Raw genomic sequence first — 17,704 nt, 5'->3', positions numbered from 1 at the left:
CTACATGACTCAACGTTTAAACTACTTTACTACGGTACCCGCTGCTATGGATATTTTGCTCACTCAAGAGCACTACTTAAAAGAGCAATTTGAGACAAGCCACACTCTCTCTATAACGATACTAGCGCTGGTAAAGTTACGCGTATCACAAATAAATCAATGTGCATATTGTATCGATATGCACAGCAAAGAGGCGATAGCCCAAGGTGAAAGTACAGAGCGGCTCATTGGCTTGAGCGCTTGGCGGGGGATACCTTTGTATAACGATATTGAGCGTTGTGCATTAGAGTGGGCAGAGTTGATGACGCGCACGCAGAGCGTTTCACAGCATGACTTTGCAAAGGCAAGAATCGTTTTTAGTGATAGAGATTTAGTGAATTTGACAATTGCCGTGAATGCGATCAATAGTTGGAACAAAATGACCAAGGCATTTAACCCAAGCCTTTTCTAACAGGATGTTTATCAGTGGGCTCAGGATATAGTTTTGATATTTACAAACCAAAAGGTAGATTATCACCGTACATTCAAGCCATTTGGGTAGCTCGTACTGCACACACTTTGCCTGAGCCTATATTTCAATACCTTAATTGTGATGGTTGTAGTGGTCTTGTTTTTAACCTTGGCAACGTAATACATGTCGACAATGTAGCACTGCCTTTTGGCGTAATAGCGCAGCCAATCAGTACCAGAACCTCATTTGTTACGCTACCTGCAGGCAGCCATATGGTCGGGATAAGATTTCACCCCTCTGTGGGCAACATCATTGCAAATGCCCAACATCAGCAGTTAACCTTACTTAACCCAAATCGCATATACAAAACTATATTTAGTAAACTTATTATATCGCCAACGCCACACGCACAAATCGTAGCAACTTACCGCTGGTTATGCGAAAACCTGCCAGTATTATCGCAACTGCCAGATACTCTAAAACAATCCATTGAAAGAATAAAAACCAGTAAAGAGAGTAAACTGTTTGGCTTGGCACCCATTAGTCAACGGCAGATTGAAAGAGACTTTAAAAAATGGCTTGGCATTACACCCAAACATTTTCAAAGAGTGATCAGAGTGCATCAAACTCTAAACGTACTTAAAGCCAACCCCACCCTAGCGCTTGCTGATGTCGCCTGCATTAATGGCTTCACCGATCAAGCTCATATGACTAGAGAACTTAAATACATGACAAAAATTACCCCTAGGCAGTACCGATTACTAATTACCAAACAATAACACTGCCACAGTCACTCTTTCGACATTTTTGTTTATCCCTCAGCCCATTCACTACCAAAATAATGGTCTATAATTAGCCGATTAACGAAAAAATACAATCAGTTAGACAATAGTGAATAAATCTATGTCTCAAAGAGTCATCAAATTTTGGCAAAAACGTTCTTTACGATTTTGGCTTACATCAGGATTATGTATTACCGTAGCGCCGCTATTGGTATTTACCTTAGTCAGCTTTACATATATTAACAGTCAAATAATTGCGCCCCTCATAACCCTTTCGAATGAACAAAGCGAAATTGTACAACCCATTAATGAGCTACAAGTAGCCATTTTGGACGTCTCTAACTCAATAACAAAATTTACGATTGATGGGCAACTTTCACATCAAGAAGAATTTACACGAGAAGCGCAGCAAATTGATGCTGCATTTGCTCAGCTCGCAACTATCCATAACGTTGGCCACCAACAACTCCTTAGCGATTTAAACCAAGCCAAGGCACAATGACAAGGTGTTGCACAGCAATCACAAGCACTGCTTCAATCGCCTCATATACCAAGCAACCCTATTTTCGCCCAAAAAGTAGCCTCATTTGAAAATAGCGTTCACCAATTAGGCAATACATTAGCCACTGTAAATAAAGACATTCAGCTTGAAAACCAACGCTTACATGAGCGAATTGTTGATACACTCAAACACACCGAAAGAATGTTTGTGGTAGCCATATTAGCAATGGTTTTGTATGGCGTAATTGGCATGGTCATCATTAACCGTTCTTTGCTAACTAGTATGGATAAATTAACCGAAGGTGCGTCAAAGTTTGCGAACGGTGATACCCATCATTCAATTAATATTGGCATACCAATTGAAATAGCAAGTGTTGCTCACACTTTTAATTCGATGAAAAATAAAATCAGTGAACAACATAAAACACTTGAACTTATGGCCAATGTAGATGGCCTAACTGGCTTGCTAAACCGCCGTAAATTTGATGAGTTAATAGCACAAGAGCTTATCAGCGCTACTCACAATAGTGACTCACTCAGCGTTATTCTTGCTGATATTGATCATTTTAAGAGATTTAATGACACATATGGCCACCAAGGTGGAGATGAAGCCTTAAAGCAAGTAGCAAATACGCTGAAATCAAGCATACGCGACATAGACAAAGCTTGTCGTTATGGTGGAGAAGAGTTCATAGTGCTTTTACCTCAATGTAATAATAAAGAAGCGATGGCTATTGCTGAGCGTTTGCGCTCAAGCATTGAAGAGTTGACACTCAACTTAGGCCAAAATCAAACCAGCTCTTTGACAGCGAGCTTTGGCATAGCCACTTATCCAGTCAGTGCTAAAAAACCTGAACAATTAGTTAATTGCGCTGACCAAGCGCTGTACAAAGCCAAAAATTCAGGCAGAAATAGAGTATCAACCATAACTTAGTTGTCATATTCATGTTACGTAAGACGACCCCTTAGTCTTGACTTAAAACACACACCTGTCCCGTTCTTATCTCTCTAAAAAGGGAGTTATCTAGATTTGCTATTCAATGTTGTTGTAACTTGCTATATTTTTGCATCAATTTTCTAGAGAAATTGTCATGAACGTACATCTTATTGTCGCCCAGCATCATTTAGCTTTGCTATGCATAAAGTGGCTCGCAACGAGTGGCTCGTGACACACTCACTCAAAATGGCATCACCATTAGCGAGTCTGACCTGTATAAAAAAAGCTTCAACCCAGTCGTGAGCCAAAAAAATGTGCCTAAGTAACCTAATCCAGAAAACTATAGTGTTGCAAAAGCTCTGCGATGGGTGCTAAAAAACGGTGGATTTGAGGTGTCTATTCAGCAGAGCAAGCCAAACTTGCCACATGTGATGTATTGATATTGCAGTTTCCACTATGGTGGTGGTCGTTTCCTGCCATTTTAAAAGGCTGGATAGACAGAGTCCTCTGTTGAGGATTCGCCTATGGACAAGGCGCAACGTTCACGCCTAAAAGGGTGATGTATTCGCTTACCACTGGCGGTGCAAGCAATGAAGAAAGACAGACTTACTATCAGCAAAAAATTGATGGCTTATATCAAGATGTGTTCGGTTTTATGAGCTGGCAATTGCTACTGCCTTTTATTGCCCATGGTGTACAACAGCTCTCCTGTGAACAGCGTGCCAATTTGCTAAAGACGTATGAACAACACCTACTCAATAGTGTCGTTAACAAACAATAAACGACTCACAAAGACACTGTATTTACGTCGTTAAAGAGACAACTTTTGGGTGCTTAGTGCTCGATAATTCATGATAAATATCATCAAGGTACTGAGCAAACTCATCGGGCTCTATTGTTGTTGGAAACACTACGTCATACACTCTCACACGCATACCTGTATCTGATTCTTTAAACAGTTGCCACTCGTCATTTTTGCGAACAACCGACATAACAGCACCAAAAACATTAAATTTATACATACACTTTACTCTTAAACTGTTGTGGCAATTATGCGAAGTTAAATTACTTCTTATTGAGCTTGTAACATACTCAAAAATCAGGTTAAGAGCTATACCTAACCTTGATCATTGCGCTTTATCTATGATTACTAAGTAGCTTTGGTTTGCCTAAGCTTTGTCACCTGTTCAAAACCAATTCCCCAATTATCAGTGCTTACCTCTTCTATAACAACGAAAGTCGTTTGTGGATTTTTATCAAGTACATCTATCATCAACTGAGAGCACCCTTTGATAATGGCTTGCTTTTGCTCGCAAGTAACCCCTTCGTCGGTAATTTTCACATTAATGTATGGCATATTAGATCCCTATTAAATAAATAGTCATTTGTTTTTAAAGCGTAACGTTGGTATACATCTTATTTACTATCAACCAGTTACCATCTTCTTTTAGTAACCCTAAAAAGTCCACGTAGTTAAAGCTAAACAGTGGGCAGTGCACTTTAACCATGGCCTGATCTTGCACAACTTCTATTGATAAGATGGCGTATTCATAGGCATTCCCTTGTGTTGCTGGAACAGGACGATCCGCAACATCAACTAGCCACTGGTTGAGCTTTCTGCGACTGTTAGGAGCCTTTAACCATGCATCTTGATGAAAGATGCTCGCTAACAACTGAGTATCACCATAATGCAAGCCATCAAAGTATTTTGTAATAAGCGATATGATGGCTGCTAAATCACTACTTTGAGTTTGCTGAGGTTTCATACATGGCTTCCATAGTTACAGCGAACATGATTGTGCCTGCTCTGCAGCTAATGATTGTACAAAGCTCGCCCTAGCCTCAACACGCTGGATCATTGCACGTGTGTGCTCCCCTATTTTAATATCAACAGCAAATAAGTGACCCCAATGTGAGTAGACAGCTAGTAAAACATCCGCTGCCGACAATTGTTCACCGCCTAAGAAGTCACATTCGTGCAAACGAGACTCCACTACTTGCCATAGCTCATTGATACGCAACGATGCTTTGTGCAACAAATCTAGCTTGCTCTGCTCATCAACAACGTTATTTGCTATGAAAAACAGCTTTGAGTAAGCAGGGTGCATCGTTGCATTAGCGAATAACATATCTTGCACCGCACGGTGATACCCCAGGGGGTCGCCAGGAAGCATTGGACTGTGATGTTTTTGCAATACATAAAGCAAGATAGCAACACCCTCAGTAAGCACCTTTCCTTCGTCAACTAATACGGGAATACTGCCAACAGGGTTGATAGCGTTAAAATTACTAACGTTGCTTTTATCTATAATTTCAATATCTTGCCCTAGTTCTCGTAAAATAACTTGAGTTGCTAATGAACAAGCTCTTGGTGAGTAATACAAGGTGTACATAATCTTCTCCTAATGGTTGATTTGCTATTGGTCGCTTATTTAAAAAGCGCAAGTAAATAGTAAGCCGCTTGTTTATTTTCATATATAGCGATAATGTGCATGTACTGTTCTCACATTGAGAACAATGGCATAAAAATACACTTGATGGATTAGACAGATGGATAAACTACGAGCGATTCGACTATTTGTTCGCCTTGCTGACGTTGGCAGTTTTACGCAAGTAGCTGAACTAACCAACTCCTCAAAATCTATGATCAGCAAAGAGATAAGTAGGCTAGAAAATGAACTAGGTGTGCGTTTATTACATCGCTCTACGCGCAACGTACAGCTTACCCACATTGGCCAAGGCTACTTGCAGCGCGCACGCGAGATCCTCAAAAAGGTAGATGAAGCAGATATATTTGCTCAAGATCTGCAACAGAATATTAAGGGAAAACTGAAGATAAATGCGCCAATGGCACTTGGTATCACCGACCTATCTATTATGTTTGCTGACTTCATGGAGCAAAATCCAGATATTGAGTTAGACATCCATCTAGGTGATGAGAGCATCGATTTGGTAGAGCAAGGATTTGACTTGGGGTTTAGGGCATCTAGCAAACCCATCGACTCCAACTACGTTGGTCGACCCCTTACACAATTTAATTATAAAGTCTGCACCACTGAAAAGTACCTATCTCAGCACCCATCAATTCAATCTGCACATGACCTAAAGCTGCACAACTGCTTTGTTTATAGTTATTTTCAAGGAAAAAATGTATGGCCGTTAGATGGAGGTGTTGCTATCGCTGGGAAATTAAAAGTTAATAGCACTATCTTCATGCTGGAATCAATAAAACGTGGCCTCGGGATTGGGTTTATTCCTGACTTCGTGTGCCAAGATGCCATCAGGCGTGGTGAAATCATTGAGATATTACCAACAGCAGCAAGGCCAAAACTCACTTTATACGCGCTCTACCCAGCGAGACAGTTTGTGCCAACCAAACTGATACAGTGTATTGAATACTTAGAGCTGTGGTTTCGTGACAGGCAGAAAGAATATGATTAACCACACTAATTTGCTCTGGCTTTATACTGCGTAGGGCAATAGCCACGGCTAACATCTGGATGACGTAGCTTTTTGTGTTTAGTCACTCTGCCATTTACACGCTGCCTCCAAAGCTTAAAGCTACTCGGCTTTAAGTTACATCTCATAAATGAAATGACTTGAGACTCACTCAGACCAAACAGTGTCTCAATGGCTTCAAAAGGTGTTCTATCTTCCCATGCCATTTCAATTATTCGACTTTGCTCACAAGCTGAAAATCTCATCGAATACCCTCACATTTTTACAAAAAAGCCTAATACGTTGTGAAGATGAATACCGCTCACAAGATCATTAAAAATGAGGTAACTCAGATAAATATTCTGGCTTATAAACCAAACAAATCTGCAAAATTCTCGCTATTGGGACGCCTCTGGCACAACAACTTGTAAATAATCAAAAGGCTGATTAAGTGTATTTTTGAGGTATGAATAATAACTCCCTTACGTGTCATCTGCGGCAGAGGGTCCAGCCACCAAATCTTCAGGTTTTAAGTTAAGGAAGCGCGTGAGCATGTAACACGCACTCTTAATTTTAGATTTTCTTTCAGATAGTTAGCGATTAGCTTTTACTCCTTCCCCACTCAAGCGCTTAGCTCTTCTTTCCAATAAAACCCTGTAGTAATCACGCCTTTTGCTAATAGTTTCGGCATCACATCATCATAATGATACTGATGTGTCCCATATTTACTACCTATGATGTAATAGTTCATTATTACCCAGCCCCTACATTCTATTGTTCTTAATAAGCTACAGCTCAATTATTCCGAAGTAAAATAAAACCAGTGGTGATAAAGCGAACGACTCGCTGCGAGGTATATATTATAAACTTAGTAAGGCTTTGTTGAGAGCACGATAAACAGCGACTTGTGATGCTAAAACTAAATAGCCAGAAATAGTTAGCACTTAACGGGGTAAGCTATTGTCAGAAATAGTTAGCACTTAACGGGGTAAGCTATTGTCAGAATTAGTACTATCTTATGTATAACCTTCTTACAGAGCTAAGACACATCTGGCGGTAAGACCATGCTATCGTAAATAGTTCCAATCTCACCGTCCAGTTAGCCCGGAGGTTATTCAATGGGCTTACAAATAACTTTCTGCAAACAAATTAATTATCAACACCTTACTGAATGGTGACTCGTCACTCTAACTGTTGGTTTACCGCGAGAGCGTCTGGGGTGACCAACCACTTTTTTCCCCCCATATACTTGCATTGCATCAACTTGAGATAGCTCTTTTAATCTCTTAGACTTCACTTTTAATTCAACTTTCATTGTTCTTCTCCTCGACAAACTTTAATGTAATTTTTTGTTTTTTTACAATTACTTACTATCTTAGTTTGACTCCTCAAAACGTTGCGCAATAGAAAACTCTGTTATTGCATAGAAATCAAATTGTTAAGACATCTTGCACTTGGTTTGTGTGATTTTTGTCCAAGCGAGTTCATCTTACAGAAGAAAAAAGGAACAACAATCAATAAATTTAACCATTTTTACCCAAAATATATTCAAAGTAATAATTTGTTATTGGTCATCGATAGCATCAGGTACAGGCTTGTCTTTAAAAACAATAGGTTAAATTAAGCTGATTCAATCAGCATTTTATTTGTAAGCAAAAATTAAATCTTTTTTACGCTTTTGCTTTAAACCACTTGTTGCGCCCACGCTAGTTTTATATGCTTGTTCTTCAATCGCTTATGCGATTCAAACACATCAGTAGATTGGCAGCATAAGGAATTTTTAATGGGGATAGGTGACTTTTTTGGGGCTGGTTTCGTTAATTTCCTCAGTGCAAGACTTGAAAATATGCTCGCCAATAAGGCTCAACAAGAAGCCATTATCAGTGCATTTCAAGCTCAGCTCGAGACTCGCTCTTGTGCGCAAGGCAATCTATTTATTGAACTTTATCAGCGAGCAGTACAGCACTCAGAACTCGATATAGATTACACGCAGCCTTTAGACAGCTTAATCGTGATGCTTGAACATGAAGGCGACTTACAGCGGTTATTTGAAAACGCCATCGCTCAGAGTGCTGACTTTTACGACTATAAATCTAAATTAATCGACAAGATCTCAACATACATACAAAGCCACCACTATCAAATACCGGCTGAACTAGGTGGCATGCCAGAGCGTTTTGTTGAACAACTCCATGAGTTTATGGGCATGTTTATTGAGTTGCTGACGCCACATTCAGCGCTAAAACAACATATTGCTGCATTAAAACTACAATTAGCTAAATCTAAACTGCCATTGATGGCACAGCCTATCCTTGCAGATACCCAACAACCACATAACTTCTTTCATAAATACAAATATGACCGTCGTTTAGTGCACTTTGAAAAAGATAGCACTCTTGAGCAACAGCTAGATTCATTTTGCCAACCAAAAGCACATAAACTAGGGGCCGACATCAAGATCATGGCGTTATATGGCCGCGCTGGCAGCGGTAAAAGTCGCACCGCTTTTGAGTGGTGTTTGAATTTGCAAACACAAGCGCTACCTTGGCATGCCGGATTTATCAGTAATACACAAACTGTTGATAATATGAGCCTATATAGTTGGCAACGCCCAACGCTTATCGTACTGGATTACGCGGCTAATAGAACTGAACAACTGCAAGCGCTACTAAATAGTCTTCAGGCCTGCCATCAACAAAAGTTAATCAATGCCCCCATTCGCATTTTGCTGCTTGAGCGCCAATGCAGTTTAGAGCATGGCTGGCTTAAGGAGCTACTTGATGACGCTAATATAAGCCCCTACTTTGCGTACACCGAGCAACAGCAGCCATTACATGTCGAGATCAGTGCGCCCACTTTAGCGCAAAATCAAGCGATTGTGAGAAGCTATGCAAAAGCAACAGAACAACAATGTGATAACAAGCTTTTGGCACACATTATTGATACCGCCAACCGCATTGAAAACACACAACCCCGCCCACTTATTCTTCAGGTGATCAGTGAGCTATTACTTAAAGATACAACCCAGAACTACCAAAGTATTGAACAAATTTTAGAAGCACTATTTAAAAACGAAGAGCGAATACTGAGCAAAGCAGCTTCAAAGGCAAATTTATCACAATTTTGGGCGCTGATTGCGATTGCAACCTTGGCTGGGGGCACAAATCTGAGCATGCTTAAGCAGCTTGAATCCACGCATCCGATTATCACTCGTTTGGTCACTGAACAAAACTGGCAATTGGCCCAGCTGTTTTATGGTAATGCGGCCAATAGCAATGACTTTTCGCTGCCCAGCTTAGAACCTGACTTACTCGGTGAATATGGGGTGTTACGTGTATGGCGTAACTGGCAGCAATCCAGAGAGTCTATATTTTCAAACAACGATGAGCCGAGTGCACAAGACAAGCTACTTGCGCAGCTCTCATTGGCATTTACCCTTAATGCTAACAACTGTGCCGACGCGCTCGCCCGCACTTGTTATGATTTCGAAAAAGACAATTTGCTACTAAATAAAGACTTTTATCTAGACATTCAAAAACAGTGGAAGGACAGTAATCACCCTAATCTGAGAGGATATTGTGACTATTTAGGGCTGTACTTTTGGAATAGGCTCGACAACCATTACAAGCAGCGTGACACTGAAAGCTACCAAACGGCGCTTAATATACTGTGTGGGTGTCATGAGTTAGCGAGTGCGAGCAAGATGACTTTCGCTGTGGTACTTTTTACTGCCAGTTCAACAGATAATGATCTCAATATTCCTTGGAAGAAGCAGCAAGTATATGTCACAAAACTAAGAACTATCGCTAACCAAACAAATAACGCCAAAGTTTCTTTTTTATACGCTATGAGCTTAGTTAACTTTATCGGTCATTGCACTGCATATAACTTGCGCATAGCAATGGATTGTATAACCCAGCTAACTTTTGTTGCAGAACGGCAAAACACTACAAGAACTTGGGTTGCACTAGCCAAGGGTTTAGTAAATATTGTCGCAAACTGCACTGCAAAAGATTTGTCCACATCAAAACACTGTGTAATCCAACTATCTCAAATTGCAAATGAGCAAAACAATAATGAAATTTGGCGTGAACTTGCAAAAGCGCTTTTCAATATCACTTATTCTAGTGTGGAGGTAGATTTATCATTGACTAAAAGTTACATAAGGCAATTATCCGTTTTAGCTAAACAGCAAGATAACTATGAGATTTGGCTTCGACTTGCAAAAACTTTAATGCATTCGGTTCCTCATTATGCTTCAACCAACTTACCGCTAGCGAAGTTATATATACAACAACTCTCATCTATTGCAGAGCAACAACAAAGTGAAGACATTTGGCTTTTAAATGCCAAAGGGTTAGTGCTGGCCATCAAGAGCTTTGTCGCCAATAATTTAGATGAAGCAAAGATACTGCTAGAACAGCTTACTGAACTAACTGAGCAACAAGTTCAAGCGTCCAACTATAACGACATATGTAACACTTTATACCGTGGTCAGTTTTTAACAGCATGCTATTGGATTCTATTAAAGCCAAATACAGGCGGAGAAAAGCTATTTTTTACCGTTGAAGAAAAGCTAACTGAAGATAAAGAATTAAAACCTTTTGTTAAAAAATTAAGACTTGTTATTGATAACAGAGACAAACCATAAAGTAAGTCTAAAACCTGACTCTATGCACACTAATCGTTCTTTGCTCACCACGCACTTCGATCTGGGTGTCTTCTACATACTGTAAACCGAGCTTTTCAATTACGGCGCGTGAGCGGCTGTTTTCAACAAAGTGCGTTGCCTCAAGGCCTTTTAAGCCTTTTTCATTTTGATAATAATGAACGAGCCCTTTAACCGCTTCTGGCGCAAAACCTTGGCCCCAAAAATCAACACCTAACCAATAACCTAACGTGCCAACGCCCTCGTTAATGTCAACAAATCCTAATGTGCCAATCACATCATCACACTCAATTGTGGTTATCGCATAAACGACGCTATGGCCACTTGCAAATTGCGCAGGATGCGTAGCTATCCACTCAATAGCCATATCCTCAGAATAGGGATAAGGAATATTTTTGGTCATTTCGCTAATGCGCTTATCGCCTGCAAGTTGTGCCACACGCTTTGCATCGCTTTGTTTAAAAGGCCTGAGCACCAAACGCTCGGTATTAATAATGGCTTGCATAACACCTTTTCCATAAATTGATAATAAATAATTGCTACAGGCTAGTTCGGTTTGACCATGTACACGCAGTGTTCGCTTACTTCGTGCTCAGGATTAGGGTGTATAACAAAGCCAAACTTTTCGTAAGCATACATTGCCGACTGATTATCTTCGTAAACAAACAGCCCATATTGCGCTACATTGAGTGACTGTAAACCCTGTTTACAAAGCTCGCTGAGTAGTATTTTTGATACTCCTTTGCCACGTTGACTTGGATTGACGACCAAGCGAGCTAAATGACACCGACCAAAACGCATATAAAACTGACCAAAAGCCTGTAACACGCCGTGTTGTGATTGCAGCACACAGCTGGTTAGTTTGTCGGTTTGTAAATCAGCCTTAAATGTATCTAGGTTAAAAGGATATCTAAAGTTTGGCCCAGCCCACTGAGTGAGCTGGTCTTCGCTATTAAACCAAGCCATTAACTGCGCAATATGCGTGTCTGTTGCTAACACTAATTCCATCGTTATGCCATTTAAACCCGTTGTCATTAAAGTAACAAATTAATCGACTAATGCAATAACAACACTTCCAGCAAGTGCGCACGCAAAGAATAAACGCAACCATTTAGCCTGCTTGGGCTTTGCAAATAAAGGCCGAAGTTTTGCGCCTGCCGCCATCCATAACGTATCAACGATGACTGCAACCATAAAACACACCGCCCCCGTCATGATTGCACTCATCAAAGGGCTTTGCGTTTGCAGCATGTTATTGGCAAAAATGGCTAAAAACGCGGCATACGCTTTAGGATTGATCAGGTTCAGAATAAAACCATCTCTAAATACTGGGGCCTGACCAGTTTGATTCGCAATCCCTCCTTCAGCAGTGGCTATCTTGTAGGCCACAAATATTAAATATCCGCCTGCGGCCAATTGACACAGCAGTTTTACCGAGGGGTAAGCACTAAATAATGTGCCTAAGCCTGCAGCAACTAAGGTGATCACCACCAATAGCCCAGCTAAAATCCCCGCCAAAAACCCCGTGCCACGTTTAAAACCAAAGCTGGCACCAACACCTGCAAGAGCTAAAGGTGCGGGACCTGGAGAACCTAACAGTAACGTGGTAGTCAACACCAGCGAGATGATCAGTTCCATTATAAATCGTTCCTTTTCAATTATTTTATGCAATAAAAAAGGCCCAAGGGGGCCTTGATAAAACTTTATCGAGTATATTCGTAGAGGTTAGTCTTGTGGCACTCGCACGTGTCCTTCCATCAAAACACGCGCACTGCGGCTCATAATGGCCTTCTCGGCTTGCCATTGACCGTCCACTAGCTTTGCAGCTGCACCAACACGCAATGTGCCAGATGGATGACCAAAAGTGACACTTTCACGCTCACCACCACCTGCTGCTAAGTTCACCAAAGTGCCCGGTATCGCAGAAGCAGTAGCAATCGCAACCGCAGCCGTCCCCATCATCGCATGATGTAATTTACCCATTGAAAGTGCGCGTACGCACATATCAATATCGTCGCTGCTAATATGTTTTCCACTTGAAGCGATGTAGCTTTGTGGGCCGCTAACAAAAGCAATCTTAGGGGTATGCTGGCGGCTTTGCGCTTCTTCTAAAGAGCTAATTAACCCCATTTTCAACGCGCCATAGGCTCGAATTGTTTCAAATCGCTCTAACGCAGCATTGTCACCGTTTATGGCTTCTTGTAACTCAGTGCCTGTGTAACCTAATTCATCGGCATTAAAGAATAACGTCGGTATGCCAGCGTTAATCATAGTTACCGCAAACTTGCCAATTTCGGGTACTTCCAACGTGTCGACTAAATTACCTGTTGGGAACATTGCCCCTTCACCATCGGCGGGGTCCATAAACTCTACCACCACTTCAGCTGCTGGAAAGGTCACACCATCTAGCTCAAAATCACCCGTTTCTTGCACTTCACCATTGGTAACTGGTACATGGGCAATAATGGTTTTTTTGATATTTGCTTGCCAAATTCGCACCACCGCAATGCCATTGTGTGGAATACGGCTCTGCTCGACCAAGCCATTGCTGATTGCAAATGACCCAACTGCCGCAGTTAAGTTGCCACAGTTGCCACTCCAATCAATAAATGGCTTATCAATGGCGACTTGGCCAAACAAGTAATCAACATCATGATCCGCTTGGGTACTTTTTGACAAAATAACAGTTTTGCTGGTACTTGACGTAGCACCGCCCATGCCATCGGTATGTTTACCATATGGATCGGGACTACCAATCACACGCAGCAGCAAAGCATCACGCTTTGGACCAGCTACTTGCGCCTCTGGTGGTAAATCCGTGAGGTTAAAGAACACCCCTTTACTAGTGCCACCGCGCATATAGGTTGCGGGCACTTTAATTTGCGGTTTAAAAGACATGCTTGATCCCTTTAAAAAGCCTTAACATAGGCCCTATTTGAATAATGCAAACGGTTTAGGAGATCAGGAAAACGACAGACGCATGTTTGGGCACTACCATCTTCCTATTTAGTCTCAAAGTTGAGCCTATTTCGTCATTCTGAACATGTTTCAGAATCTCATTACCTTAAACTGTTGGCTTTACTGTTTCAGGGCCTAATCATTCATTTTCTGTTATGCGTGTGCTTCTAAAAAGTCTTTCGCAAAACGTTGCAGCACACCACCAGCTGAGTAAATTGACACTTCTTCAGCCGTATCTAAGCGACAAGTCATAGGAACTTCTACTCGTTCACCATTTTTGCGGTTAATAACCAGTGTTAGCGTTGCCCCTGGGCTTGGCTCACCCGCTACATCAAATGTTTCGGTACCATCAATGTTCAGCGTTTTACGTGTTGTGCCCGCTTTAAATTCAAGTGGCAATACGCCCATACCAATTAGGTTAGTACGGTGAATACGCTCAAACCCTTCGGCAGCAATTACTTCTACACCCGCTAAGCGAACACCTTTAGCTGCCCAATCACGAGAAGATCCTTGACCGTAATCAGCACCAGCCACGATGATCAACGGCTGCTTGCGCTGCATGTAGGTTTCGATTGCTTCCCACATGCGAATTTCTTGGCCTTCTGGCTCAAGGCGCGCTAGGGAACCTTGCTTCACTTCGCCATTTTCATCACGCACCATCTCATTAAACAATTTCGGATTTGCAAACGTAGCACGCTGTGCTGTTAAGTGATCCCCTCGGTGCGTTGCATAAGAGTTAAAGTCTTCTTCTGGTAAGCCCATTTTTGCTAAATATTCACCAGCCGCGCTGCTGGCCATAATAGCATTAGACGGAGACAAGTGATCCGTGGTGATGTTATCACCAAGTACCGCAAGCGGGCGCATGCCTTTCATGGTACGCTCTGCTGCCAACGCGCCTTCCCAATAAGGAGGACGACGAATATAGGTACTCATTTCACGCCAGTCGTAAAGCGGGTTATTGTGTTCGCCGTAATCCACCGTTAAATTAAACATAGGCTCGTAAACTTGACGGAACTGCTCAGGCTTCACACTCTGAGCGATTACCGCATCAATCTCTTCATCGCTTGGCCATAAATCTTTAAGTGTTATCGGATGACCATTTTGGTCATGACCTAACACGTCTTTTTCGATATCAAAACGAATAGTGCCGGCAATCGCATAAGCAACCACTAACGGTGGCGATGCTAGAAATGCTTGCTTAGCATAGGGATGAATACGACCATCAAAGTTACGGTTACCCGAAAGTACTGCCGTTGCGTACAAGTCACGGTCAATTAGCTCCTGTTGTATTTTAGGGTCAAGTGCGCCACTCATACCGTTACAGGTGGTACAGGCAAACGCGACAATACCAAAGCCAAGCTGCTCAAGCTCTGGCAACAAATTAGCCTCTTCAAGGTACATTTTCACGGCTTTTGAACCCGGTGCTAAAGACGTTTTCACCCATGGTTTGCGCACTAAGCCTTTGGCATTAGCGTTACGTGCCAATAGACCCGCTGCAATCACATTGCGAGGGTTACTGGTGTTGGTACAACTAGTAATCGCTGCGATGATCACCGCGCCATCTGGCATTTTGCCCTCTTCATTTTCAACCACACCAGAAATGCCAGCTTTGGCAAGATCCGCTGTTGCAACACGCTTGTGTGGATTTGAAGGACCTGCAATGTTGCGCCCTACTGACGATAAATCAAATTTCAATACACGCTCATATTGCGCTGTTTCAAGGCTATCAGCCCAAAGACCAGTATGCTTAGCATAGTTTTCAACTAAGCGTACTTGTTCATCATCACGACCCGTAAGTTTTAAGTAATCAATGGTTTGTTGATCGATGTAGAACATGGCTGCTGTTGCACCATATTCAGGAGTCATATTTGAGATTGTGGCACGATCCCCTAATGTGAGGCTCGCTGCGCCTTCACCATAAAACTCAAGGTAAGCACCTACTACTTTTTCGGCACGTAAAAATTCAGTGATCGCTAATACAATATCAGTTGCAGTAATGCCCGGCTGCGCTTTACCTGTTAGCTCAACCCCTACAATGTCTGGTAAACGCATGTACGAAGCACGACCTAGCATCACGCTTTCAGCTTCAAGACCACCCACACCTACAGCAATTACGCCCAAGGCATCAACATGTGGTGTATGACTGTCGGTCCCTACTAAGGTGTCAGGAAATGCGACGCCATCGCGGGCATGAACAACCGGAGACATCTTCTCCAAGTTAATTTGGTGCATGATACCGTTACCCGGTTGAATAACATCAACATTTTTAAAGGCCGTTTTGGTCCAATTAATAAAGTGAAAACGGTCTTCGTTGCGTCTATCTTCAATCGCACGGTTTTTCTCAAACGCATCTTTTTCAAAGCCTGCATGCTCTACGGCCAGTGAGTGGTCAACAATCAACTGAGTTGGCACAACTGGGTTTACTTTTGAAGGATCGCCACCTTTTGCAGCAATTGCATCACGCAACCCTGCTAAATCAACCAAGGCGGTTTGACCCAAAATATCATGACAAACAACGCGCGCTGGAAACCATGGAAAATCTAAATCGCGACGACGTTCGATAATTTGTGTTAGGCAATCGTCTAGCTTTTCGCTCTCGCAACGGCGCACTAAGTTTTCGGCCAGCACACGTGAGGTATAAGGCAAAGTGTCGTAGGCACCTGGTTTAATCGCATCGACGGCTTCGCGGGTGTCATAGTAGCTCAATTGCGAATTAGGCAAGAGCTTACGGTATTTGGTATTCATAACTACATCCATTGGAAATTGGTGACAGAACTAACAAAGCAAGCGACCAACTTGCATTGGCCGCTATAGGGTGCAGGTTAACGCTCTGATATTGGCGTGACAGGACGTAACTCTTCGCCGGTATATTCAGCTGACGGGCGAATAATACGGTTATCTGCACGCTGCTCCATCACGTGTGCAGCCCAGCCTGTTAAACGTGACATCACGAAGATAGGCGTAAACAACTTGGTTGGAATCCCCATAAAGTTATACGCTGATGCATGGAAGAAGTCGGCATTACAGAATAATTTTTTCTCGCGCCACATCACTTCTTCACAACGTACTGAAACAGGGTAAAGCACTGTGTCACCTACATCTTTTGCTAGCTTTTCAGACCATTGTTTGATGATCTCATTACGTGGGTCACATTCAGAGTAAATCGCGTGACCAAAGCCCATGATTTTTTCTTTGCGCTCAAGCATGCCCATCATCTTCTCTTCTGCATCATCAGCGCTTGTGAAGCTTTCAATCATGTCCATTGCCGCTTCGTTTGCACCGCCATGTAATGGACCACGTAGTGAACCAATCGCACCAGTTACGCAAGAATGCATGTCAGACAAGGTTGATGCACACACACGTGCCGTGAACGTTGACGCATTAAACTCATGCTCTGCATATAAAATAAGTGATACGTGCATCACGCGCTCATGCAATTCATTAGGCTTTTTACCATGTAGCATATGTAAGAAGTGCGCACCGATTGAGTCGTCATCAGTTTCTACGTCAATGCGCACGCCATCATGGCTAAAGCGGTACCAATAACAAATAATACTTGGGAAACACGCCAACATGCGATCGGTCACTTTACCTTGTAAATCAAAGCTCGTTTCACCTTCTAAGTTACCAAGCATTGAACAACCGGTACGCAACACATCCATTGGGTGTGCATCTGCAGGAATGCGCTCTAACACTTCTTTAAGCGCCAGTGGTAAGCCACGCATTGAGCGAAGTTCACCTTTGTAGCTGTCTAGTTCAGCTTGAGTTGGTAAGTGACCTTTTAAGATAAGGTGTGCAACTTCTTCAAACTGACAGTGTTCAGCCAAGTCTTTCACATCATAACCGCGATAAGTTAAGCCTGAGCCTGATTTACCTACTGTTGAAAGTGCTGTTTTCCCTGCTACCTGACCGCGAAGGCCAGCACCGCTTAGTACTTTTGCCATTTTTACTCTCCTGAATTTTTTTAC

General features: G+C 42.3%; 20 protein-coding genes and 1 pseudogene. 8 read left to right on the top strand and 13 right to left on the bottom strand.

The window, feature by feature from the left end:
* The first annotated feature begins 4 nt into the window (after positions 1 to 4).
* The 6 genes and pseudogenes from HG263_RS16725 (at position 5) to HG263_RS16700 (ending at position 3,452) form a co-directional block, all read left to right on the top strand.
* Positions 5 to 451, top strand: a complete 447-nt coding sequence (locus tag HG263_RS16725) for a carboxymuconolactone decarboxylase family protein (protein WP_171627236.1) — start codon at positions 5 to 7, stop codon at positions 449 to 451.
* A 14-nt stretch (positions 452 to 465) separates the two neighbouring features.
* The gene (locus HG263_RS16720; RefSeq protein ID WP_171627235.1) at positions 466 to 1,230 is read left to right on the top strand and encodes a helix-turn-helix domain-containing protein; all 765 of its coding nucleotides are present in this window, start codon (positions 466 to 468) and stop codon (positions 1,228 to 1,230) included.
* A 124-nt stretch (positions 1,231 to 1,354) separates the two neighbouring features.
* On the top strand, positions 1,355 to 1,735 hold the full coding sequence (locus tag HG263_RS16715) for a hypothetical protein (RefSeq protein ID WP_171627234.1): 381 nt from the start codon (positions 1,355 to 1,357) through the stop codon (positions 1,733 to 1,735).
* Between the two features lie 207 nt (positions 1,736 to 1,942).
* Positions 1,943 to 2,668 carry a diguanylate cyclase gene (locus HG263_RS16710; protein ID WP_171627233.1) on the top strand — a complete coding sequence of 242 codons (726 nt, stop codon included), beginning with the start codon at positions 1,943 to 1,945 and terminating at the stop codon, positions 2,666 to 2,668.
* Positions 2,669 to 3,086: 418 nt separating this feature from the next.
* Positions 3,087 to 3,185: pseudogene (locus HG263_RS22710) on the top strand (NAD(P)H-dependent oxidoreductase); the annotation flags it as partial.
* Positions 3,186 to 3,230: 45 nt separating this feature from the next.
* The gene (locus tag HG263_RS16700) at positions 3,231 to 3,452 is read left to right on the top strand and encodes a hypothetical protein (protein ID WP_171627232.1); all 222 of its coding nucleotides are present in this window, start codon (positions 3,231 to 3,233) and stop codon (positions 3,450 to 3,452) included.
* Positions 3,453 to 3,474: 22 nt separating this feature from the next.
* Here the strand turns inward: HG263_RS16700 and HG263_RS16695 are convergent, their stop codons facing one another.
* The 4 genes from HG263_RS16695 to HG263_RS16680 form a co-directional block, all read right to left on the bottom strand.
* Positions 3,475 to 3,693 (bottom strand): DUF7661 family protein, encoded by a 219-nt coding sequence (locus HG263_RS16695; RefSeq protein ID WP_171627231.1) that lies wholly within the window; start codon positions 3,691 to 3,693, stop codon positions 3,475 to 3,477.
* 128 nt (positions 3,694 to 3,821) lie between these two features.
* Complete coding sequence (locus HG263_RS16690) at positions 3,822 to 4,028, bottom strand: 2-hydroxymuconate tautomerase family protein (RefSeq protein ID WP_171627230.1); 207 nt, start codon at positions 4,026 to 4,028, stop codon at positions 3,822 to 3,824.
* A 34-nt stretch (positions 4,029 to 4,062) separates the two neighbouring features.
* Positions 4,063 to 4,437 carry a nuclear transport factor 2 family protein gene (locus tag HG263_RS16685; RefSeq protein ID WP_171627229.1) on the bottom strand — a complete coding sequence of 125 codons (375 nt, stop codon included), beginning with the start codon at positions 4,435 to 4,437 and terminating at the stop codon, positions 4,063 to 4,065.
* 15 nt (positions 4,438 to 4,452) lie between these two features.
* The gene (locus tag HG263_RS16680) at positions 4,453 to 5,064 is read right to left on the bottom strand and encodes a glutathione S-transferase family protein (RefSeq protein WP_171627228.1); all 612 of its coding nucleotides are present in this window, start codon (positions 5,062 to 5,064) and stop codon (positions 4,453 to 4,455) included.
* A 157-nt stretch (positions 5,065 to 5,221) separates the two neighbouring features.
* On the opposite strand from HG263_RS16680, the gene HG263_RS16675 reads away from it, so the two are divergent.
* A complete protein-coding gene (locus HG263_RS16675) occupies positions 5,222 to 6,112 on the top strand; it encodes a LysR family transcriptional regulator (RefSeq protein ID WP_171627227.1) in 891 nt (296 codons plus the stop codon).
* A 5-nt stretch (positions 6,113 to 6,117) separates the two neighbouring features.
* Here HG263_RS16675 and HG263_RS16670 read toward each other — a convergent pair whose 3' ends face one another.
* The 3 genes from HG263_RS16670 to HG263_RS16665 form a co-directional block, all read right to left on the bottom strand.
* Entirely contained in the window at positions 6,118 to 6,375 is a 258-nt protein-coding gene (locus tag HG263_RS16670; protein WP_171627226.1) for a TIGR03643 family protein, read from the bottom strand.
* 356 nt (positions 6,376 to 6,731) lie between these two features.
* Positions 6,732 to 6,860, bottom strand: a complete 129-nt coding sequence (locus HG263_RS22615; RefSeq protein ID WP_281358309.1) for a hypothetical protein — start codon at positions 6,858 to 6,860, stop codon at positions 6,732 to 6,734.
* A gap of 405 nt (positions 6,861 to 7,265) precedes the next feature.
* A complete protein-coding gene (locus tag HG263_RS16665; protein ID WP_171627225.1) occupies positions 7,266 to 7,424 on the bottom strand; it encodes a hypothetical protein in 159 nt (52 codons plus the stop codon).
* Between the two features lie 468 nt (positions 7,425 to 7,892).
* Between HG263_RS16665 and HG263_RS16660 the strand changes: the two genes are divergently transcribed.
* Positions 7,893 to 10,760, top strand: a complete 2,868-nt coding sequence (locus HG263_RS16660) for a hypothetical protein (protein ID WP_171627224.1) — start codon at positions 7,893 to 7,895, stop codon at positions 10,758 to 10,760.
* A gap of 7 nt (positions 10,761 to 10,767) precedes the next feature.
* Here HG263_RS16660 and HG263_RS16655 read toward each other — a convergent pair whose 3' ends face one another.
* The 6 genes from HG263_RS16655 to prpC all read right to left on the bottom strand — a co-directional run bounded on the left by HG263_RS16655 (position 10,768) and on the right by prpC (position 17,680).
* On the bottom strand, positions 10,768 to 11,283 hold the full coding sequence (locus HG263_RS16655; RefSeq protein WP_171627223.1) for a GNAT family N-acetyltransferase: 516 nt from the start codon (positions 11,281 to 11,283) through the stop codon (positions 10,768 to 10,770).
* A gap of 41 nt (positions 11,284 to 11,324) precedes the next feature.
* Positions 11,325 to 11,786, bottom strand: a complete 462-nt coding sequence (locus HG263_RS16650; RefSeq protein WP_171627222.1) for a GNAT family N-acetyltransferase — start codon at positions 11,784 to 11,786, stop codon at positions 11,325 to 11,327.
* A 39-nt stretch (positions 11,787 to 11,825) separates the two neighbouring features.
* Complete coding sequence (locus HG263_RS16645; protein WP_171627221.1) at positions 11,826 to 12,416, bottom strand: LysE family translocator; 591 nt, start codon at positions 12,414 to 12,416, stop codon at positions 11,826 to 11,828.
* 87 nt (positions 12,417 to 12,503) lie between these two features.
* The gene (gene prpF, locus HG263_RS16640; protein ID WP_171627220.1) at positions 12,504 to 13,676 is read right to left on the bottom strand and encodes a 2-methylaconitate cis-trans isomerase PrpF; all 1,173 of its coding nucleotides are present in this window, start codon (positions 13,674 to 13,676) and stop codon (positions 12,504 to 12,506) included.
* A 213-nt stretch (positions 13,677 to 13,889) separates the two neighbouring features.
* A complete protein-coding gene (gene acnD / locus HG263_RS16635; protein WP_171627219.1) occupies positions 13,890 to 16,481 on the bottom strand; it encodes a Fe/S-dependent 2-methylisocitrate dehydratase AcnD in 2,592 nt (863 codons plus the stop codon).
* 77 nt (positions 16,482 to 16,558) lie between these two features.
* Complete coding sequence (gene prpC / locus HG263_RS16630) at positions 16,559 to 17,680, bottom strand: bifunctional 2-methylcitrate synthase/citrate synthase (RefSeq protein ID WP_171627218.1); 1,122 nt, start codon at positions 17,678 to 17,680, stop codon at positions 16,559 to 16,561.
* Between the last annotated feature and the right edge of the window lie 24 nt (positions 17,681 to 17,704).

This window comes from Pseudoalteromonas caenipelagi (assembly GCF_013140855.1).
Lineage (GTDB): Bacteria > Pseudomonadota > Gammaproteobacteria > Enterobacterales > Alteromonadaceae > Pseudoalteromonas > Pseudoalteromonas caenipelagi.
The sequence above is the reverse complement of the archived record's forward strand: the minus strand, read 5'-3'. Positions and strand labels throughout refer to the sequence as shown.